At 64.8% G+C, this 18,562-nt stretch carries 17 protein-coding genes, 1 tRNA gene and 1 pseudogene; 4 read left to right on the top strand and 15 right to left on the bottom strand.

Annotation, left to right across the window (positions count from 1 at the left end; translation table 11 throughout):
• Nucleotides 1–7: 7 nt before the first annotated feature.
• Nucleotides 8–517 (bottom strand): TRAP transporter small permease, encoded by a 510-nt coding sequence (locus tag BDD18_RS14780; protein WP_066697473.1) that lies wholly within the window; start codon nucleotides 515–517, stop codon nucleotides 8–10.
• A 128-nt stretch (nucleotides 518–645) separates the two neighbouring features.
• The gene (locus BDD18_RS14775) at nucleotides 646–1,608 is read right to left on the bottom strand and encodes a TRAP transporter substrate-binding protein (RefSeq protein ID WP_066697475.1); all 963 of its coding nucleotides are present in this window, start codon (nucleotides 1,606–1,608) and stop codon (nucleotides 646–648) included.
• A gap of 373 nt (nucleotides 1,609–1,981) precedes the next feature.
• Between BDD18_RS14775 and BDD18_RS14770 the strand changes: the two genes are divergently transcribed.
• Nucleotides 1,982–2,686: a GntR family transcriptional regulator gene (locus BDD18_RS14770; protein WP_409859334.1), complete on the top strand. Its 705-nt coding sequence runs from the start codon at nucleotides 1,982–1,984 to the stop codon at nucleotides 2,684–2,686.
• A 67-nt stretch (nucleotides 2,687–2,753) separates the two neighbouring features.
• Here BDD18_RS14770 and pcp read toward each other — a convergent pair whose 3' ends face one another.
• Nucleotides 2,754–3,449 carry a pyroglutamyl-peptidase I gene (gene pcp, locus BDD18_RS14765; RefSeq protein ID WP_142083971.1) on the bottom strand — a complete coding sequence of 232 codons (696 nt, stop codon included), beginning with the start codon at nucleotides 3,447–3,449 and terminating at the stop codon, nucleotides 2,754–2,756.
• Nucleotides 3,450–3,694: 245 nt separating this feature from the next.
• Between pcp and BDD18_RS22935 the strand changes: the two are divergent.
• Nucleotides 3,695–4,012, top strand: a pseudogene (locus BDD18_RS22935) (hypothetical protein); the annotation flags it as partial.
• 324 nt (nucleotides 4,013–4,336) lie between these two features.
• On the opposite strand, the gene BDD18_RS14755 reads toward BDD18_RS22935, so the two are convergent.
• A complete protein-coding gene (locus BDD18_RS14755) occupies nucleotides 4,337–5,500 on the bottom strand; it encodes a pyridoxal phosphate-dependent aminotransferase (RefSeq protein WP_142083968.1) in 1,164 nt (387 codons plus the stop codon).
• Nucleotides 5,501–5,758: 258 nt separating this feature from the next.
• On the opposite strand from BDD18_RS14755, the gene BDD18_RS14750 reads away from it, so the two are divergent.
• Nucleotides 5,759–5,846 (top strand) — tRNA-Ser (locus BDD18_RS14750).
• Between the two features lie 104 nt (nucleotides 5,847–5,950).
• Here BDD18_RS14750 and BDD18_RS14745 read toward each other — a convergent pair.
• Genes BDD18_RS14745 through BDD18_RS14735 form a run of 3 tightly spaced genes read right to left on the bottom strand, consistent with a single transcriptional unit; the run spans nucleotide 5,951 to nucleotide 9,680 of the window.
• Entirely contained in the window at nucleotides 5,951–7,117 is a 1,167-nt protein-coding gene (locus BDD18_RS14745; protein ID WP_066697484.1) for a M20 aminoacylase family protein, read from the bottom strand.
• Nucleotides 7,118–7,131: 14 nt separating this feature from the next.
• Nucleotides 7,132–8,373, bottom strand: a complete 1,242-nt coding sequence (locus BDD18_RS14740; protein ID WP_066697489.1) for a diaminopropionate ammonia-lyase — start codon at nucleotides 8,371–8,373, stop codon at nucleotides 7,132–7,134.
• Nucleotides 8,374–8,426: 53 nt separating this feature from the next.
• On the bottom strand, nucleotides 8,427–9,680 hold the full coding sequence (locus BDD18_RS14735; protein WP_142083966.1) for a Zn-dependent hydrolase: 1,254 nt from the start codon (nucleotides 9,678–9,680) through the stop codon (nucleotides 8,427–8,429).
• Nucleotides 9,681–9,795: 115 nt separating this feature from the next.
• On the opposite strand from BDD18_RS14735, the gene BDD18_RS14730 reads away from it, so the two are divergent.
• Nucleotides 9,796–10,263, top strand: coding sequence for an Lrp/AsnC family transcriptional regulator (locus BDD18_RS14730; protein WP_142083964.1), 468 nt, complete (start codon nucleotides 9,796–9,798; stop codon nucleotides 10,261–10,263).
• A 71-nt stretch (nucleotides 10,264–10,334) separates the two neighbouring features.
• Here the strand turns inward: BDD18_RS14730 and BDD18_RS14725 are convergent, their stop codons facing one another.
• The 8 genes from BDD18_RS14725 to fdh3B all read right to left on the bottom strand — a co-directional run bounded on the left by BDD18_RS14725 (nucleotide 10,335) and on the right by fdh3B (nucleotide 18,560).
• The gene (locus BDD18_RS14725) at nucleotides 10,335–10,742 is read right to left on the bottom strand and encodes a group II truncated hemoglobin (RefSeq protein WP_066782916.1); all 408 of its coding nucleotides are present in this window, start codon (nucleotides 10,740–10,742) and stop codon (nucleotides 10,335–10,337) included.
• A gap of 61 nt (nucleotides 10,743–10,803) precedes the next feature.
• Nucleotides 10,804–13,323: an ABC transporter permease gene (locus BDD18_RS14720; RefSeq protein ID WP_142083963.1), complete on the bottom strand. Its 2,520-nt coding sequence runs from the start codon at nucleotides 13,321–13,323 to the stop codon at nucleotides 10,804–10,806.
• A gap of 12 nt (nucleotides 13,324–13,335) precedes the next feature.
• A complete protein-coding gene (locus BDD18_RS14715; protein ID WP_142083961.1) occupies nucleotides 13,336–14,943 on the bottom strand; it encodes a C13 family peptidase in 1,608 nt (535 codons plus the stop codon).
• 120 nt (nucleotides 14,944–15,063) lie between these two features.
• Nucleotides 15,064–15,984 (bottom strand): formate dehydrogenase accessory sulfurtransferase FdhD, encoded by a 921-nt coding sequence (locus BDD18_RS14710; RefSeq protein ID WP_142083959.1) that lies wholly within the window; start codon nucleotides 15,982–15,984, stop codon nucleotides 15,064–15,066.
• Nucleotides 15,985–16,099: 115 nt separating this feature from the next.
• Complete coding sequence (locus BDD18_RS14705) at nucleotides 16,100–16,477, bottom strand: hypothetical protein (protein WP_066697499.1); 378 nt, start codon at nucleotides 16,475–16,477, stop codon at nucleotides 16,100–16,102.
• A gap of 11 nt (nucleotides 16,478–16,488) precedes the next feature.
• Nucleotides 16,489–17,682 (bottom strand): formate dehydrogenase subunit gamma, encoded by a 1,194-nt coding sequence (locus tag BDD18_RS14700; RefSeq protein WP_142083957.1) that lies wholly within the window; start codon nucleotides 17,680–17,682, stop codon nucleotides 16,489–16,491.
• Between the two features lie 12 nt (nucleotides 17,683–17,694).
• Nucleotides 17,695–17,934: a hypothetical protein gene (locus BDD18_RS14695; protein WP_142083955.1), complete on the bottom strand. Its 240-nt coding sequence runs from the start codon at nucleotides 17,932–17,934 to the stop codon at nucleotides 17,695–17,697.
• Entirely contained in the window at nucleotides 17,931–18,560 is a 630-nt protein-coding gene (gene fdh3B / locus BDD18_RS14690) for a formate dehydrogenase FDH3 subunit beta (protein ID WP_044396067.1), read from the bottom strand. The genes BDD18_RS14695 and fdh3B overlap by 4 nt, the downstream gene beginning before the upstream one ends.
• Between the last annotated feature and the right edge of the window lie 2 nt (nucleotides 18,561–18,562).

The following is an 18,562-nucleotide window of genomic DNA, read 5'->3' as shown; positions in this document are numbered from 1 at the left end:
TCCTTGTTTACTCAGCCACCGAGCCGGGGCCCGCAATGAACCACTCGCGACCCCGCAGCCGCGCCACGATCGCATCCAGAAACGCCAGGGCAAACGCCACACAGCCAATGGCCATGCACAGCTGCGGAATCCACAGCGGTGTGGCATCTGCCGAGGGCGATACGTCGTGCGTGATGTACGACAGCCACACGGCGCGCACGGCATACCAGGCCAGATAGCCCGACAGCAGCTGGGCGGCAATCAGCGCGCCCCATTCAAAGACGGCCCGCGCTTTGGCACCCAGGCGATCCAGGACCAGAGTCACGCGGATGTGATCCCCGTGCAGCAGCGCCGTGGGCAATGCAAAAAACAGGGTGGCAGCGATGGCATAGCCTGCGTAGGCATCCAGCCCCTGGATATCAATGAACGTCACCTGCCGGGCCAAGATGCCCAGCAACACAATGACAAAGGCGGCCACCATGGACACGCAAGCGAGTCCGATGAGCAGGCGATACAAATGACGGACGAGCTGACCCATGGCGGACTCCAGGCGTACGCAGTGCGTGAATGAGGTGAAAAGAAAGAGGAACCCGGCCCTGCATCGCGGACAACGCACCGACGCGGGTCTCGCCGGGGGCCTGTGGCGCCCCGGTTCGGTCAAGCCGATCAGCGCTTGCGGTAAGCGTCCACGATGGCTTTGCCATCGGCGCCCGCGTTCTTGATCCATTCTTCGGTCATGGTGTCGCCGATCTTGGCGAATTCGGCCTTCAGCGCCGCAGACGGCTCGGCAATCACCATGCCCTTGGCAGCGAGTTCCTTCACGTACTCCTTGTCCAGGCGTTCGCTGGTTTCCCAGCCACGCTTTTCAGCGGCGGCCGCGGCCTTCATCACAGCCTCCTGCGTGGGCTTGTCGAGCGCGTCAAACGCTTTCTGGTTTACCACTGTTGCGTTGCGTGGCAGCCATGCGTTCACGGTGTAGAAGTACTTGACCTGTTCGTACAGCTTGCTTTCCACGCCGCTGGCCGACGAGGTGAGGAAGTTGTTGACCGTGTTGGTCGCCAAGGCCTGGCCCAGCTCGGACAACTGAATCGTCACAGGCTGCGCCTTGAGCAACTGCGCAATGCGCGTCGATGCGGGGTTGTAGGCGCGCATCTTGGTTCCGGCAAAGTCCGACGGTGCCTGGATGGGCTTGTTGGAGTACAGCGACTGGCCGGGCCACGGCACGCTGAACAGAAGCTTCATGCCTTGCGAAGCGAGCAGCTTTTCTTGCGCTGGCCTGGCGGCCTGGTACAGACGCCACGCTTCAGCGTATGAAGTGGCCAGGAACGGGACAGAGTCCACGCCGTACAACGCGTTTTCGTTGGCAGCGCCCGACAGGATGAACTCGGCCGAAGGCACTTGGCCCGTCTGCACCGCACGCTTGATTTCGTTGGCCTTGTAGAGCGAGCCACCGGGGTGCAAGGTGATCTTGAGCTTGCCGCCCGTCAGCTCATCGACCTCTTTGGCGAACTGCTGGTTGTTCTGGGTCTGGAAGGTGTTGGCGGCATAACCGGTGGGCAAATCCCACTTCACCTGGGCATGAGCGGCTCCGGCCACAACCAGGGCGAGCGACAAAAGGCTGCGTTTCATGAAATGACTCCTTAAAAAACTCACAGAAACCGATGGTGGGTCCGTCCGTGCAACCCTTACGCGCCAGCGCAGAAAGGGCCATACGTTCAAGCCAATGCATCAAATAATGGATGAATAAAGACAACTTGGCAATGCAAAATGCATACCAACGTTCTTTGGCACCAAATCATTTGTCATTGCATTGATCTTATATTGTTGAACAATATATGCACCACCTGTGATCAGTAGTTACCCTATCTAAGCGCCTGCAAGGTGCACTGTTGCACCCATGTCGTGCACAGATGTGCCAGCCCTTGCCACACCCACCACCCGCCCCCGCCAGAGAGCGAGCCGCGCGGCGCGCGTTTGCAGCAGGCGCCGCAGATACACTCGGATGACCGCACGCCCCTTCGATCGCCCCATGCCCAGCCCGTCTGACACCCTGCTCAACCTCTCTGACCGCATTGCCGAGCAGATGCGCCAAAAAATCGTGCATGGGGAATTCGCGCCCGGCCAGCGGCTGTCGGAGGCCGCACTCAGCGAGCACTTGCAGATCTCGCGCAACACGCTGCGCGAAGTATTCAGGCTGCTGACCAAAGAGGGTTTGCTGCGCCATGAGCCCAACCGGGGCGTGTCGGTCGCCGTGCCCAGCATCGCCTCCATCATTGACATCTACCGGGTGCGCCGACTCATAGAGTGTCAGGCGATGGCCCAGGCCTACCCCCGCAACCCCGCCATCCAGCACATGCGCCGCGCCGTAGAGGCCGGGCAAACATGCCGCGACAACGCCGACTGGCAAGGCGTGGGCACCGCCAACATGGAGTTCCACATGGCCATCGTGGAGCTGGCCGACAGCGAGCGGCTGAACACCATGTTCGCCCATCTGCTGGCCGAATTGCGCCTGGCATTTGGCCTGCTCAACGACCCCGAGTTCCTCCACGCCCCGTATGTGGAGATGAACGTCAAGATCCTGGAGCTGTTTGAAGCGGGCAAATTGGCCGAAGCCGCCGCCGCACTCAACGACTACTTGGTGCACTCCGAACGCATCGTGCTGGCCGTGTATGCACGGCGCATTTCAGACGGCGGTCAGCCCAAGTAGCCACACGCCACCAGCGCGCTGCTTTTGGCTCAGAACCTGTTCAAAGGCGCGGGGCGCGGGCAGGCTTTCAGTGCAAAGCGCCGCCCACTTCGCGCACATCGTCTGCCACGGACAATGCTGTTTCTATGGCCACCTGCAACCCGCGCACCTGCGTGGCCAAAGCCATGCTTGACATACCCGGGTGGCGCGCAGCCAGCTCGGGCAGCGCAGGCACATGGATGAATCCTCCACGCGCCTCGCGGGCCTGCGGGCGGCCATCCTTCGTGGTGGCCTGTGCCAAATGGTGCATCAGCGCATAAAAAACGTGGTTGCACACAAAGGTGCCCGCCGTGTTGGACACAGACGCCGGAATGCCCTCGGTACGCAGATTGCGCACCATGGCTTTGATGGGCAGCGTTGAAAAGTAGGCCGTAGGCCCTTGCAACTGCACCGCCGTGTCCACAGGCTGGCGGCCCGCGTTGTCTGGGATGCGCGCATCGTCCACATTGATGGCCACCCGCTCGGGTGTGATCTCGCTGCGCCCGCCCGCCAGGCCCAGGCAAATCACCAGCACGGGCTGCCACTGCGCGATGGCCGCCTGCAGACGCACCACAGCATCGCCAAAGACACAGGGCAACTGCGCCGCTCGCACCTCGAAGGCATCACCTGCACGGCCCATAACTGCAGGCTGCCACCTGTCCAGCGCGCGGGCCACTTCCCACGAGGGGTTGAGCGGGTCTTGGTCGAACGGTTCAAAGCCTGTAAGCAATACGTGGTGGGTCATGGCAGGTAGCAAGCGGCGAAATTTAAAGCATCTCCCGAGATCCTGTGCCATTTGCACAGGCGGTTGGCTGAGCATACGCTGCAGGAATGCCCCCGTGCCAGCACATAGCGAGCCGACCGCCACACACCTCAAGTGTTGACAGCCTGCGGTAATGGCCCGTCCCCATCCGCCGACGGCCGACCCTTGGTCTGCAATGGCACACTGCTGCGGAACCACCGTACTCCCTACTGAAAGCCTGCAACCCCATGCCCTTCACCCCTTTCCACATGGGCGCTGGCCTGGCCCTCAAGGCCGTGGCCGGGCGCCACTTCAGTGTGCTCACCTTCGGCATTGCCCAGGTGGCGATGGACATTGAGCCCCTGGTGGGCATGCTGCGCGGCGCCGCCGTGCTGCATGGGCCCACGCACACCTACTTGGGCGCGGTGCCCATCGCGCTGGCCACGGCAGTGCTGGCGCCCTGGCTGTGCCGCCCACTGTTAAAGCGATGGAATCAGGAGGTCACCCACTACCGCGCGCCATGGCTGGCTGAAGACGAACGGCGGAAGCCCCGCACCGTGCTGCTCAGCGCGCTGGCCGGGACCTGGTCGCATGTGTTGCTCGACAGCGTGATGCACGCCGACATCACACCCTGGGCGCCGTGGACGGACGCCAATGGCCTTTATGCGTGGATACCGCTGCCCACCCTGCACGCGCTGTGCGTGGCAGGCATGGCGGGCGGCGCGGCGGCGTGGATGCTGGGGCGTTGGCTAGGGCGGAAACGCACGCCTTCGCGGCCGACCTGGCAGCCGCCCGCAGTGGTCATTCAAGCCCTGCGGGCCGCACCCGATGCTCAGCCGATGTGCAAGGCCTTGCGCCGCCCGAGGGGCGGGCCAACAAATCAGCGCCAGTCACTGCTTTTCAAGCCACTTCTTCAATCGTCGCACACCCTCCACCAGCCGCGAGGGGTCCTTGGAGGCAAAGCACCAGCGCAGCCAGCCCTGGGCCTCGGGGGCAAAGGCATCGCCCGGGGCCAGGCCCAGGCCAGCCTCGGCCACCAGGCGCTTGGCCACGGTCATGGAGTCGTCAAACCCTTCGAGTCGGAAAAACGCGTACATGCCGCCATGTGCCGCAGCCACCTGCACGCCGGGCACGGCGGCCAGCAGGGGCACCAGGGTGTCGCGGCAGGTTTTGAAATGCTCCACCACGCGGGGCGTGATCTCTTTGCGGTGGGCGAGCGCCGCCAGCGCAGCGCGCTGGGTGAACACGCTGGCGCACGAGGTGTTGAACTCGATGAGCTTGCCCATGGCATCGGCCAGCGATGCCGGTAGCACCAGCCAGCCCATGCGCCAGCCGGTCATCAAAAAGCTCTTGGAAAAGCTGTGCGCTACCAGCAGGCGGTCTTCAGGCTCGGCAATGTCCAGAAAGCTGGGGGCGCAGCCGTGGGGGGTGGGCTCGTAATAAAGCTTTTCGTACACCTCGTCCGCCAAAATCCAGGTGCCCGTGCGACGGCAGTGCGCCAGGATTTGCTCCTGCTCTTCACGCGTCAGCGTCCAGCCCGTGGGGTTGTTGGGCGCATTCACGATCAGCAGCCGCGTGCGCTCGGTGATGGTCTGGAGCAGCCCAGGCAAGTCCAGCCCCCAGGCCCCGCCCTGCGGCTGCAGTGGCACGCAGCGCACCTGCGCGCCCATGATGGTGGGTTGCGCCACCAGGTTGGGCCACACGGGGGTGATGATCACGGCTTCATCCCCTGCATCTACCAGCGCCTGCACGGCCAGCATGAGCGCGCTGACCCCGCCCGAGGTGACGACGATGCGGCTGGCGTCCACCTCCGCCGAAGGGTGCGATTCCCGGGTGTACTGCGCCAGTGCCTCGCGCAACTCGGGCAGGCCGCAGTTCTGCGCGTAAAAGGTTTCGCCACTTTGCAGCGACTCGATGGCCGCGTTGCGAATCACATCGGGCGTGACCTCATCACTCTCACCAAACCAGAAGGCCAACACATCTTTGCGCCCCATGCCGGCGTTGGCGATCTCGCGGATCTTGGATGCTTCGAGCTGGGCGATGACTGGGCGCATGCAACGGGTTCCTTCAACAAACAACAAACAAGAAAACGCACAGCCCGCAAAAGCCAGGCGCTGTGCCAACCACCAATGTAATGGGCGCCACCACCGGCTGGCGCCCCATGCGGTGGGTTGTTGAGTCTGCGACTGGGCTAACGTGCGGTGACCCGCTCGCAAGACTCCGCCAAAGCGGCGCTCCAACCCAAGGCCATGCGGTTGACGGCATGCTTCGCAAAAAACAGGCCAGCGAGCGGCTAGAATACGTGGCTACCCGGAGACTTGGGTGAGTGGTTTAAACCAGCAGTCTTGAAAACTGCCGACGGGCAACCGTCCGTGAGTTCGAATCTCACAGTCTCCGCCAAATGCAAAAAGCCCAAGCAGTTCAGCTGCTTGGGCTTTTTTCTTGTCAGCGCCGCCCCTGCCCCCTGGGCCAGCACCACAGCTCGGCAGAAGCATCCCCACAGCTCACACCGCAAGCCGCTGTCGCACGATTTCTGCAAAGTAACGTCCGCCAATCGGCAGCACGGCATCGTTGAAGTCGTATTGGGCGTTGTGCAACGGCACGCCGCCAGCCGCCCCTGTGGCGCCATTGCCGATGAAGACGAAGGCACCCGGCACGGCGGTGAGGAAGGCGCCGAAGTCTTCCGAAATCATCATCGGCGCCACATTCGCGTCCACGTTGCTGTGGCCCACCACGGCCTGCGCGGCGCGGATAGCCACCGGGGTGCATTGGGGCCAGTTGATGGTGGGGACGAATTCGTGGGTGTATTGCACTTCACAGGTAGCGCCGTGGGCTGCGGCAATGCCGTGGCAGATTTCGCGCATACGGCGCTCTAGCAACGCCTGCACCTGGCGTGAATAGCTGCGCGTATCACCCTTGATTTCCACATGGGTGGGCAGCGCGTTGCGAATGCCATCGCTGTGGATTTCGGTGCACGACACCACGGCGGGCTCGGCAGGGTCTACCGCGCGGGCCACGATGGATTGCAGGGCCAGGATGATCTCGGCCGCGACGACCAGAGGATCAATGGCCAGGTGTGGGCGGGCCGCGTGGCCGCCCCGGCCAGTGATGCGGATGACGAAGTTGTCTTCGCTGGCCATGATGCCGCCTTCGCGCGTGGCGATATGGCCCACGGGCATGCCTGGGATGTTGTGCGCACCGTAGATTTCATCGACAGGAAAGCGCTCAAACAACCCGTCGTCCATCATGGCGCGTGCGCCGCGCCCATGCTCTTCGGCAGGCTGGAAGATGAAGCGCACCGTGCCGTTGAAGTCACGGCTTTGGCTCAGGAGCTGCGCCGCACCCAGCAGCATGGCCATGTGCCCATCGTGGCCGCAGCCGTGCATGCAGCCAGGGTGGCGCGAGATGTGTTCGCGCCCTTGTGCCGTCTCGGTCATGGCCAGAGCATCCATATCGGCGCGCAGGCCGATCACGCCCTGGCCCTCTCCCGCCGTCAGGCTGGCCACCAGGCCGGTGCCGCCAATGCCCTGGTGCACCTCCAGGCCCATGGCCCGCAACGCAGCGGCCACGAAGGCTGCGGTCTTGTGCTCGTTGAACCCGGTTTCCGGGAACTGGTGCAACTCCCGGCGCCAGCGCACCATCTGGGTGCCCAGTTCTGTGTCCACATACATGCGGTGCCTCCTGTTCAGGCGGGTTGGGTTTGCAGGGCATGCGCGGCTTGCCACGCTTGCTGGCGTTGCAGCACTTGCTCCGCACTCTGACCCACCAGGCGGGTGTATTCGCGGGGTGCAGTAGCGCCTTCGGTGCTGATGATGAGTACACGCGACTCGGCTGTGAGCCCGACCTGCTCTGAGCGCTGCGGATCACTGCGCAGCCACTCCAGCGCTGCCAGCCCGGCAACACCCGATTCACCCGCAACGATGGGGGTGTCACGTTCGCTGCCCTGGGCCAGGGTGCGCATGGCTTCGATGGCCTGCTCGTCTTCAATCGTCATGAAGGCGTCTACGCAAGGCTGCAGAAAACGCCAGGCCAGGGGCGATGTTTCGCCACAGGCCAGGCCAGCCATGACGGAATCGACCGTGCCGGTGGCCTTGGCTGGGCGGCCCTGGATGGCGCTTTGCAGCAGGCAGTCGGCCTGGGCGGGCTCCACCGATATAACACAAGGGCGCTGGGCGCCGTGGTATTCCCAGAAATAGCTGGCCAGGCCAGCCGCCATGCCGCCCACCCCGCCTTGCAGGAAGACGTGGGTGAAAGCCCCAGCCCTGCCACGCTGTGCACTTGTCTGCTCCACGATCTCTTCGGCAATGGCGCCATAGCCCTGCATCACATCGCGTGGAATGTCCTCGTAGCCGTCGTACGAGGTGTCGGCAATCACCTGCCAGCCGTGGGCTGCGGCGAGGCGTGCTGCTTCCTGCACCGATTCATCGTAATTGCCGGCAATGCGCACGATGTCCGCGCCATAGGCGGCAATGGCCTGCTCCCGTTCGGGGCTGACGTGGGCGTGCAGCACGATGACGCAGCGGCACCCGGCGTCTTGGGCTGCGGCAGCCAAGCCCCGTCCGTGGTTGCCGTCGGTGGCGCTGATCACGGTGTAGCCACGCAGCGCTTCTGCATACCGGCCGGTGAGGATGGCGGCAGGTTCAAAGTCGGGGTGCAGCCGCAAGATTTGACGCACCAGGGCGATGGGAGCGCCCAGCGCCTTGAAGCTGCCCAGCGGTGAGCGCACCGATTCATCCTTGAGACACAGGCGGCCCACCTGGCAACGCGCAGCCGCATCGGGCAGGTCGTACAGCGGCGTGGCGTTGGGATGGATGCCACGCCAGGAAGACAACCACTCACGGCTTTGGTGCGCCTGCGCGATGTTCATGATGGCCGACAACTCCGCAGGGTAGTCGGCGCGCGTGGCGCGGGGGTTCAGAAACAACATGGTGGGGCCTTCTGGGTGGGGGAATAAAAAATACACTGGCAATCGGTGGCCGGTCACTGCCCACGCAGGCAGTCTTGCACCACATCCAGCAGCACCTGGGCACCCAGGGCCAGCTGGTCATCGTCGGTGTGCTCGCGCGGGTTGTGGCTGATACCGCCGCGGCTGGGCACAAAAATCATGGCCGATGGGGCGATGCGGGCCAGCATCTGCGCGTCATGCCCCGCCCCGGAAGTCATGCGGCGGTGCGGCAGCCCGCGCCGCTGTGCTGCGGCCTGGATGCGATCGGTCAACACGGCGTCGAACACCACGGGTTCAAAGCGCACCAGTTGCTCGGTTTCAACCGTCACGCCCTCGCGCTCGGCCAGCGCAGCCAGAAAATCGGCCAGACGGCGCTCTGCAGCTTGCAAACGCTGCTCATCGGGGTCGCGCAGGTCCACGGTGAAGGTAGCTTTGCGGGGGATGACATTGATCAGGTCGGGCTCCAGGCGCAGCGACCCGACCGTGGCGAGGGTGGTTTCAGGTGCCGCGCCCACCACCTGCTCGCGCAGGAAAGCTACACAAGCCGCAGCCGCGTAGCCCGCATCGTGGCGCAGCCGCGTGGGCGTGGTGCCTGCATGGTTGGCAATGCCGGTGATGGTCACCTTCTGCCAGGAGATGCCCTGCAAACTATCCACCACGCCGATGAGTTTGCCTTCGGCCTCCAGCACCGGGCCCTGCTCGATGTGCAGTTCGATGTACTCGCGCGGCACGATGGCGCCCGGCAGCATGTCGCCCGCGTAGCCGATGCGGGCCAGCTCGTCACCCAGGCGCGTTCCGTCGGTGCCCACAGTGTTGAGCGCGGCTCGCACATCCATGCCCCCGGCATACACCAGAGAGCCCATCATGTCCGGCTGGTAGCGCACGCCTTCTTCGTTGGTGAACGCCGCCACCACAATGGCACGCGCCGGGCGCAGGCCTGCCTGCCGGTAAGCACGCACCACGGCCAAGCCTGCCAGCACGCCATAGCAGCCATCCAGCGCGCCTGCATTGCGCACCGTGTCGATGTGCGATCCCATCATCAGCGGCTGGGCAGTGCCCTCGGGGTGCTCTGCGTGCAGCACGCCGAAGATGTTGCCGATCTGGTCCACGCGCACCTCCAGGTCCAGCTCGCGCATCCAGCGCACCAGCAGGTCACGCCCGGCTTTTTCCTCGTCGGTCAGGGCAATGCGGGTGCGGCCGCCTTGCGCTGCATCGTGGCCGATGGCACCGAGTTCGCGAAGCTGCTCCAGCAGTTTTGCGGTGTCCAACAAGGGTTCTGGCAAGGCCATGTGGGTTCTTTCACAAGGGGATTGCTGTGAATAATATTTCGCGTGCCAGAATCAGTTTTCGAAAAATCGGTCTGAAAACTGAACGTTTTTCAACATTGGCAACGAAAGCGCCCCGATGAAGCTGGACAACTATGACCGCACGCTGCTGGCGGCCCTGCAAGGCGATGGGCGCGTGCCCCAAAGCGAACTGGGCCAGCGGGCCCACCTCTCTACAGCGGCTGTCAACCGCCGACTCAAGCTGCTGGAAGGCGCGGGGGTGATTGAAAAATTCTCGGCACAACTGAGCCCGCGCGCACTGGGCTACGACCTGACGGTGATCGTGGAAGTGAAAGCCGAAAACGAGCGCGCCCACCTGCTCGACGAGATGCAGCGCCGCTTTGCCGCGTGCCCCCAGGTGCAGCAGTGCTACTACGTCACCGGCGAGTGGGACTTTGTGCTGATCTTCCTGGTGCGGTCGATGGACCAGTACGTGGAGCTCACGCGCGAACTGTTTTTCGAGTCGGGCAACGTGAAGTCATTCAACACCCTGGTGGTGATGAACCGTGTGAAGACAGGCAGCACGGTGCCGGTGGACATGGCCTGAACCGGGCGCATCGCGCCCCAAGACCAGGGCAGCGAGCCAAGACTCAGGCCCGCGCACCCCACACTGCGGGCTCAAACGCCCCGGTTGCGCATCCAGTCGGCCGTGCCCATGAAGCTCTCGCGCAGGCGTGCGCGCAGATCATCGGGCACGCCGGTCTCACCCATGGCCTGGTCCATGCAGGCCACCCACTGGTCACGTTCTTTGATGCCGATGGAAAACGGCATGTGCCGCGCACGCAGGCGCGGGTGGCCGAACTGGTCGGTGTAATACGACGGGCCGCCCAGCCAGCCGCACAGGAACCAGAAGAGTTTTTGCCGGGCGCTGTCCAGTTCAGGGCCATGGGCGGCGCGCAGTTCGGTGTAGGCGGGCTCCAGGTCCATCAGGTCGTAGAAGCGGTCGGTCAGGGCCTGCACGCGGGCCTCACCCCCAATCCATTCAAACGGGGTGATGGTGTTGGCGGCTTGGGTTTCTTCATTCATAGTCAAATTGGCCGCTAGCGCTTGGTAAACAAGCGCCAGCAGCTCTGTTTTTCATAGCATTTTATTCAGCGGCGCGGCGCAGCGTCTCGACCACGGGGCGGCGCAGCACTTCGCGCAGGCCCCACCACCCGGCCAGCAAGGCCAGCACGGCGCCAGCCAAGGCCCCGGCCAGCGGCACCCACAGCGATGCCGTCCAGGCAAAGTCAAACACGTAGCGTGCCAGCGCCCAGCCCACGGCCACGGCCACAGCGCTGGCTAAAAAGCCCGCCAGCAGGCCCACGCCCATCAGCTCGGCCCGCTGCACCTGGCGCAGCAGGCTGGCGCGGGCGCCCACGGCGCGCATGATGGCGAACTCGCGCGCGCGTTCCTCGCGCGTGGCGGTGACGGCCGCAAACAGCACCACCAGCCCGGCCGCCAGGGTGAAGGCAAACAAAAACTCCACCGCTCGGATCACCTGGTCGAGCACGCGCTGCACCTGGTTGATGGTGCTGGCCATGTCCACGTTGGTGATGTTGGGGAATTGGCGCACCAGCGCGTTGTCAAAGCCCTGCACTTCAGGCGCGCGATAGGCTGCGAGGTAGGTGATGGCCACGCCTTCGAGCTGCTGCACCGGGTACATCACGAAGAAGTTGGCGCGCATGGAGCCCCAGTCCACCTTGCGCAGGCTGGTGATGCGGGCTTCGTTCTGCACGCCGCCAATGTCGAACAGCAGGCGGTCGCCCAGCTTCAGGCCCAGGGTCTGGGCAATGCCTTCTTCCACGCTCACAGCACCGGCCTCGTTCTCGGTCCAGCGGCCCGCCACGATCTGGTTGTGGGGGGGCTGCTGCACGGCGGTGGAGAGGTTGAACTCGCGGTCTACCAGCCGCTTGGCACGGTCTTCGGTGTAGTTGTCCGGCCCCACGGGTTGGCCGTTCACGGCCAGCAGGCGGCCGCGAATCATGGGGTACCAGTCGTACTTGGCCACGCCGTTGGTCTGCAGGTTTTTCTGGAAGTCGTCGGCCTGCTCGGGCATGACGTTGATGACGAAGCGGTTGGGCGCATCCGGCGGGGTGGCCTGGCGCCAGCTGCTGATCAGGTCGGTGCGCAGCAGCACCAGCAGCACCAGGGCCAGCAGGCCCACGGCCAGGCTGCTGACCTGCACCACGGCATAGGCCGGGCGGGCTGAGATTTGCCGCGTGGCCAGCACCAGCCAGCGCGGTGCGGTGGTTTCATTCACGCTTTTGCGCAGCAGCTTCACGGCCACCCAGCTCAGGCCCGCAAACAGGGCCACGGCCCCGGCAAAGCCGCCCACGGCGATGAGACCGAGCTTGAGGTCACTGCTGACGGCCAGCAGCAGCGCGGCAAAGCCCGCCACACCCACGCACAGCACGGCCAGGGATGCCGGCTTGAGCCCGCCCACATCGCGGCGGATGACGCGCAGCGGCGGCACCTGCGCCAGTTGCAGCACGGGCGGCAAACCAAAGGCCAACAGCAGCGTAAGGCCCATGCCCAAACCAAAGGCCACGGGCCACAGGCTGGGCGCAGGCAAGGCCGATTCGACCAGGCCCGACAGCAGCAGCACAAACACGTTGTGCACCAGGTAGCCCACGGCCACGCCCAGCGCGCTGGCAAATACGCCAATGAGCGCAAATTCGGTGGTGTAGGCGCCCGCAATGGTGCGCTGGCTTTGGCCCAGCACGCGCAGCATGGCCGATGCGTCCAGGTGGTCAGCCGCAAAGCCGCGCGCGGCCAGCGCCACGGCCACGGCCGAGAGCAGCGCGGCCAGCAGGGCCACCAGGCTCAAGAACTTCTGGGCGCGGTCCAGCGTCTGGCGCATTTCGGGGCGGCCGCTTTCCAGCGATTCCACCCGCACGGCGCGCACGTCGGGCTTTTTGACCTCTTCAGCCGCCCATTCTGCAAACGCCTTCACGGCGGCGGGCTGCCCCGCCACGGCAAAGCGGTAGGTGATGCGGCTGGCAGGCTGCACCAGGCCAGTGGCGGGCACATCGGCCGCGTTGAGCATGACGCGCGGCGCAAAGCTCATGAAGCCCGCACCCCGGTCAGGCTCGATGACGATGATGCGGGCAATGCGCAACTGGGCATCGCCCAAGAGGAGCTGGTCGCCCATGGCCAGGCCCAGGGCATCGAGCAGGGGGGCATCGACCCACACCTCGCCGGGGGCAGGAATGTCACGCGTGGCTTGCTCGGCAGCGCCGGGGGCATCGGCCACCTTGAGCGTGCCGCGCAGCGGGTAGCCCGGCGCAACGCTCTTGAGGGCCACCAGCTTGCTGGCGCCCCCCTGCGCGTCACTGGCCCGCCCCATGGTCGGGAAGCCCATGGTGCCCACGGTTTGCAAGCCCAGCGCCTGGGCTTTGTCCACAAAGGCCTGGGGCGTGGGGTTGTCGCTGGCCACCACGACATCGCCGCCCAGCAGTTGCAGGGCGTCGCGCTGCAGCCCGCCCTGGAGCCGGTCCGCAAAAAAACCCACCGAGGTGAGCGCGGCCACGGCCAGCGTGACGGCCACCATCAACAAACGCAGTTCACCCGCGCGCAGGTCGCGCAGCAAGGTGCGCCACCCAAGGCGCAGGAAAGACAGTTTCATAGGGGGCAAACCTTAGCGCAATTGCGCTGAGTGGTAGGCCATAGGGATTTGCGCGACCAGGCCTTTGCCGCCGGGCCGCAGAACCGGGCCCTCTTCCGCCGCCAGCCGCCGGGCCAGGGCGTTGAGCACGGGGTCGATCTCTGCCCCCACGCGCATCTGGGGGTTGGAGAAGCCATCCTCCTTGCCAGCCTGAATTTCGCGCTGCGCAATGATGGGCACGGCATTGGTAAACGCCTCGGTGAAGGAATAGGTGGAGCGCAGTTGCTCATGGAACACCGCCCGGCCGAAGAAGGTCAGCTCTGAACGGGTGCCGCAGCCGTAGGACGTGTGGGTGGCGTCTGCCGCCGTCATGATGAGGGTGGACGGGGTGGTCAGCGCATCGAGCCAGCCGCCGGAATAGCAGGCAGAAATGGCAATCACCCGGTGGCGAATGCCCGCGTCGTCCAGCATGTGGCGCAGCAGCTCGGGGGTCATGGGTTCCACCTGCAGGGGTGGGTGGGCAGCGGCCAGCTGGTGGTCGCGCGCGCCGTGCGAAGTCATATAGAGCACCAACACATCTTCCTCACGGTCCATGGTGGCCGCCAGGGCATCGATGGCGCTGCGCAGGTTCTCGGGCGTGGCCCACAGGTGGGTATCTGCGGTGTCAGGGTGGTTGAGCAGGTGCAGCACGCGGCCTTCGGCGTCGAAGCGGTCTTGCAGCAAGTCGCTCACCATGGTGCTTTCACGGCGAAACACCTCCTCCCCCGCATAGGGGGCAAACACCAGGCCGTACACATCTACCACACCGGGGCGCTCGGGGGTCAGGTCCTGGGTGTAGGCCTCCAGCATGAGTTGCTGGCCCTCAAACACCGACTGGGACAAACGCACGCCAGCGGGCGTCTCGCCGGTGCCCGGATCAGCGCCCGCAGTTGGTGCCGTGACCACGGACTGCCACGAAGGCTCCACGCCCAGGTAGAACTGCGCGGCCATGCCACCCAGCAAACACAGGGCAAATACCGCCGTGCGCCAGCGCGACTGGATGAAGCGCGCCGTAAGGCGCAGCAGCACTGCCAGAGACAACAACAACGCCAGCAGCGCCAAGCCATCCAGCACCCCATCCTGCCAAGCCCAATGGCCTGCGCCCGCCAATGGGTCAGCCGCCAGGCTGGCATCGACACTGGCAGGCAAGGCAAAGGTGGGCAGTAGCCAGGGCAGCATGGCCCAGTTGCTCAGCAGCAGCCAGGCGGGAAGCCCCCCACCGGGCGCCCGCTGCGGGTTGGTGAACACACCGCTGCGGTCTTGGGCGGGCGCCATGGCCCACCACGCGGCGCCCATCAAAGCCAGCGACAGCCACTGCTGCCCCAGCCACACGCGTGCATTGAACTCCACTGGGCCAGCAGTGGCCCACCATTCGCCCCACAACACCAGCCCCCAGTTGGCGGCCAGCAGCACCAGCAATTGCAATGGCGTGGGTGCAGCTATGCCTGTGCGAGGGGTCAGGAAGGCCGCCGCACGCAGGCCCTCCAGCACCCAGCGGTAGGCGGGTAAACGCTGGGGCGCAGGCGCGGACGGGGGTGGAGGTGCTGCACTGGGCAGCAGAGCAGTGGCAGGGGCTTCAGGGGACGGCGACTCGGCAATCATGGCGCCATCATGCCATGAGACAAAATTGGCACCTGGCGCTTATCCATCAAGCGCCAGCAGCTATCTTTTCAATAGCATCCAACGCAGTACAGGGCGGGCGGCTTATAGCAGGATGCGGGCTCAGGCCAGCTCGGGCTGCAGCACCAGCCGGTGCGCGCCCGCGTAGCAGACAAAGCGGCGGTTGGTGGCGCGGCCAATGGCACACAGGCCCAGCTGCTGGGCCACGGCATGGCCCATCTGCGTCATGCCGCTGCGCGACACCACAATGGGCACGCCCATCTGCGCGGACTTGATGACCATCTCGCTGGTCAGCCGCCCGGTGGTGTAGAACACCTTATCGGCCCCACCTATGGGTTGGAACGACGCGGTATCGGCCTGCCCTGCCTGGGTTGAGGGCGCTGCAGAGGGGGCTTCCGGGTTCATCCACATCCAGCCTGCAATGGTGTCGATGGCGTTGTGGCGGCCCACGTCTTCCACAAACACCAGCATGTCTTCGCCACGGAACAGCGCGCAGCCGTGCACCGAGCCAGCGGATTTGTACGTGGTTTCCTTGAGGCGGATGGCATTCACCAAACCATACAGCTGCGCCTGGGTGAGCTGCGCCTGCGGCAGCTGAATGCTGTCCACCTCGTCCATCAGGCCACCAAACACACTGCCCTGCCCGCAACCGGTGGTCACCACCTTGCTCGCGGTGCGCTCTTCAATGCGGGCGATGCCGTGGCGCGTGCGCACGGCGGCGGCGTTCACCTCCCAGTCCACGGTGATGGATTCAATGTCGAACACCGAATCCACCAGCCGCTGGTTGCGCAGGTAGCCCAGCACCAGCAGCTCGGGGTGTGCGCCCAGCGTCATCAGCGTGACCAGTTCCCGGCGGTCCACATACACCGTCAAGGGGCGCTCTGCAGGGATGTGCACCTGCTCTGTCTCTCCCCGCTCGTTGATCACATCCACCGCCTGGGTGAGGGGGGCTTGCGCCTGAGTCAAGCGGGGCAATACGAAAGGCTGTGACGGGAGGGAGGGGGCCAATGTGGAATCGTTCATGGGCGCAGGGTACACGCAAAAAAAAAGCCGCAAGCTCTTTGGAACTTGCGGCCGGATCAGCGACGGGGTGAACCACGCAGGCACGCTACCGTGCCGATGGCCGCCGGGTCCGCTGTCAGGACTTGGGCGCAGACGCCGCTGGTGTGGTGGTACTGGGCGGGCTGCTGGCCGTGCCTGGTGGCGAATGAGCGCCTGCCGCCTCAATCGGCTTCGCAGCCGGCGGCGTGTAGGCGAATGGCCCGGGGTCGGCGCAAGGTGCGGATGCGGCGGCGGGCTTGGCGTCTTTGGCCGTCTTGCGGTAGTGCGCCGCCACGCGGTCTTGCGCCTGACAGAGCTTGTAGTTGTCTACCTTGCCCGACCAGGCAGCCTTGGCAGCCGCTTCGGCGGCCTTTTCAGCTGCTTCAGGCGTGGGGGCAGGCAGCTTGGCCAGCGCCACAGAACACAGAACACCGGCGCACAGCGCCAGCAGGGACGATCGGAAGATTTGCTTCATGGTGCGTTGCCTCATACCTGCGCGGGCTGGCCCGCAGTGGTTGCTGCAGCATCGCCCTGATGGGCGGCGCTGCGCTGCCGTGGAATCTTGCCTGCCTGCACGTCGTCGTGCCACAGCACGTGGTGCTCCTTGGCCCATTCATCGGTCACGTAACCGGTCTTCATGGCCTTGTACGCGCCCTTCATGCCCACGGTGCCCATGTAGATGTGACCGCAGATCAGCGCCATCATCCAGATCGCCAGGGTGGCATGGATCATGTGGGCGATTTGCATGTCGCTGCGCACATCACCAAAGCCGGGGATGAGCTTGTCGAGCACCAGGCCCGAACCCACCACAAAGATGCCGGGAATCGTCACGCCCCACCAGAACAGGCCCTTTTCACCCGCGTTGAAGCGGTGCGATGGCACCTGGTGGTCGCCACCCAGCATGCCGCCGCCCTTGGACAGCCACACGAAGTCGGCGCGGTTGGCAATGTTGTCCTTCACGAACGTGAGGATGATCACCAGGAGCGAGACGGCAAACAGCGGCCCTACGAAGTTGTGCACGTTCTTGAGCGCGTAGGTCAGCCAGCCAAACAGCGTGGAACCCATGATGGGCAGCAGGAAGAACTTGCCAAACGCCATCACGATGCCCGAAATGGCCAGGGCAATGAAGGCAAAGGCATTCGCCCAGTGGGCTGCGCGCTCGAACGGTGTGAAGCGTTCAATACGGCGCGTGCCAGGGCCTTCCGGGTGGTCATGCCCCAGTGGCCCCTTGGTGAAGTAGAAGATGCCCAGGGCCAGCAGAACAATCGCGAACAGCGCTGCGCCGTACGGAATGATCCACTGGTTGCGCACCTGGCGCCACGCCTCGCCCGCGTTGGTGACGCGTGAGCCGGGGTATTGAACGAAGGGCTGGATCAGGTTGCCTGCTTCAGGCGCCTGCGTTTTGGGCAGACTGCTGTAGCCAGTCACGCCCTGCCCCACCTGCCGCCACATGGGCGCATTGTTGCCGGGCTGCACCTTCATGCGTTCGCCGTTGGTCTGCTCGGCATAGCCGGGTTCGGCGCTCGCGTCGGGCTTCACATCAAAGATGTTTTGCCCTTGCACCCCCAACGCGGCAGGCGCCTGGCCCACAACGCCCGAGGCCGTGGGCCCCGCTGGCGCCTGGGCCTGCGCAGCCAGCGCACCCAAGGCCAGCAGCACGGCACAGATACTGTGTTTCATGGCAGACCTCGCTCAGGGCTTCTGGTTGCGGGAATACTCGTTTTGACCGTACTGCTGGCGCGTGCGCAGCTGCTGTTCCCAGCTGGTCTTGTCACCCGCCGTCCAGCCTGGCTGGGTGAAGTTGCTGCCCGTACCGGCGTAAGGCGCCGCATCGTGCTTGACTGCACCGCCTGTCTGGGGCTTTTCGCCGCAGGCCGCCAGTGCCACGCACAGGGTGGCAGCCGTCAAAAGTGTGGATGCAATGCGTGTCATGACTTGGCTCCGGTTGCGCCTGCTGGAGGCTGGCCTGCCTGCTTGGAACCGTAGGCAGTGCCCCAGCCCCACACCTCGGCACCCTTGCCGCGCTGCACCACGCGGTTGCGGAAGATATCTGCCACCACGTCGCCGTCACCGGCGAGCAAGGCCTTGGTCGAGCACATTTCTGCGCAGGCAGGCAGCTTGCCTTCGGCCAGTCGGTTGCGGCCGTACTTTTCGAATTCGGCCTGGCTGCCATGGGTTTCAGGGCCACCAGCGCAGAAGGTGCACTTGTCCATCTTGCCGCGCACACCAAAGGTGCCCTGCGAGGGGAACTGCGGCGCACCGAACGGGCAGGCGTAGCTGCAATAGCCGCAGCCAATGCATACGTCCTTGTCATGCAGCACCACACCCTCTTCTGTGCGGTAGAAGCAGTTGACGGGGCAGACGGCCATGCAAGGGGCATCGCTGCAGTGCATGCAGGCCACCGAGATGGACTTTTCACCGGGCACGCCGTCATTCAGGGTCACCACGCGGCGGCGGTTCACACCCCAGGGCACTTCATGCTCGTTCTTGCACGCTGTCACGCAGCTGTTGCATTCGATGCAGCGCTCTGCATCACAGATAAATTTCATGCGGGCCATCG

The sequence above is a fragment of the Acidovorax temperans genome, from assembly GCF_006716905.1.
Taxonomy (GTDB): Bacteria; Pseudomonadota; Gammaproteobacteria; order Burkholderiales; family Burkholderiaceae_C; genus Acidovorax; species Acidovorax temperans.
The sequence above is the reverse complement of the archived record's forward strand: the minus strand, read 5'-3'. Positions and strand labels throughout refer to the sequence as shown.

Bases quoted from the DNA above. Each gene is read 5' to 3' on its own strand.
- BDD18_RS14780 (WP_066697473.1), bottom strand. From the start codon at position 517: ATGGGTCAGCTCGTCCGTCATTTGTATCGCCTGCTCATCGGACTCGCT.
- BDD18_RS14775 (WP_066697475.1), bottom strand. From the start codon at position 1,608: ATGAAACGCAGCCTTTTGTCGCTCGCCCTGGTTGTGGCCGGAGCCGCT.
- BDD18_RS14770 (WP_409859334.1), top strand. From the start codon at position 1,982: ATGACCGCACGCCCCTTCGATCGCCCCATGCCCAGCCCGTCTGACACC.
- pcp (WP_142083971.1), bottom strand. From the start codon at position 3,449: ATGACCCACCACGTATTGCTTACAGGCTTTGAACCGTTCGACCAAGAC.
- BDD18_RS14755 (WP_142083968.1), bottom strand. From the start codon at position 5,500: ATGCGCCCAGTCATCGCCCAGCTCGAAGCATCCAAGATCCGCGAGATC.
- BDD18_RS14745 (WP_066697484.1), bottom strand. From the start codon at position 7,117: ATGTATGTGGACACAGAACTGGGCACCCAGATGGTGCGCTGGCGCCGG.
- BDD18_RS14740 (WP_066697489.1), bottom strand. From the start codon at position 8,373: ATGTTGTTTCTGAACCCCCGCGCCACGCGCGCCGACTACCCTGCGGAG.
- BDD18_RS14735 (WP_142083966.1), bottom strand. From the start codon at position 9,680: ATGGCCTTGCCAGAACCCTTGTTGGACACCGCAAAACTGCTGGAGCAG.
- BDD18_RS14730 (WP_142083964.1), top strand. From the start codon at position 9,796: ATGAAGCTGGACAACTATGACCGCACGCTGCTGGCGGCCCTGCAAGGC.
- BDD18_RS14725 (WP_066782916.1), bottom strand. From the start codon at position 10,742: ATGAATGAAGAAACCCAAGCCGCCAACACCATCACCCCGTTTGAATGG.
- BDD18_RS14720 (WP_142083963.1), bottom strand. From the start codon at position 13,323: ATGAAACTGTCTTTCCTGCGCCTTGGGTGGCGCACCTTGCTGCGCGAC.
- BDD18_RS14715 (WP_142083961.1), bottom strand. From the start codon at position 14,943: ATGATTGCCGAGTCGCCGTCCCCTGAAGCCCCTGCCACTGCTCTGCTG.
- BDD18_RS14710 (WP_142083959.1), bottom strand. From the start codon at position 15,984: ATGAACGATTCCACATTGGCCCCCTCCCTCCCGTCACAGCCTTTCGTA.
- BDD18_RS14705 (WP_066697499.1), bottom strand. From the start codon at position 16,477: ATGAAGCAAATCTTCCGATCGTCCCTGCTGGCGCTGTGCGCCGGTGTT.
- BDD18_RS14700 (WP_142083957.1), bottom strand. From the start codon at position 17,682: ATGAAACACAGTATCTGTGCCGTGCTGCTGGCCTTGGGTGCGCTGGCT.
- BDD18_RS14695 (WP_142083955.1), bottom strand. From the start codon at position 17,934: ATGACACGCATTGCATCCACACTTTTGACGGCTGCCACCCTGTGCGTG.
- fdh3B (WP_044396067.1), bottom strand. From the start codon at position 18,560: ATGGCCCGCATGAAATTTATCTGTGATGCAGAGCGCTGCATCGAATGC.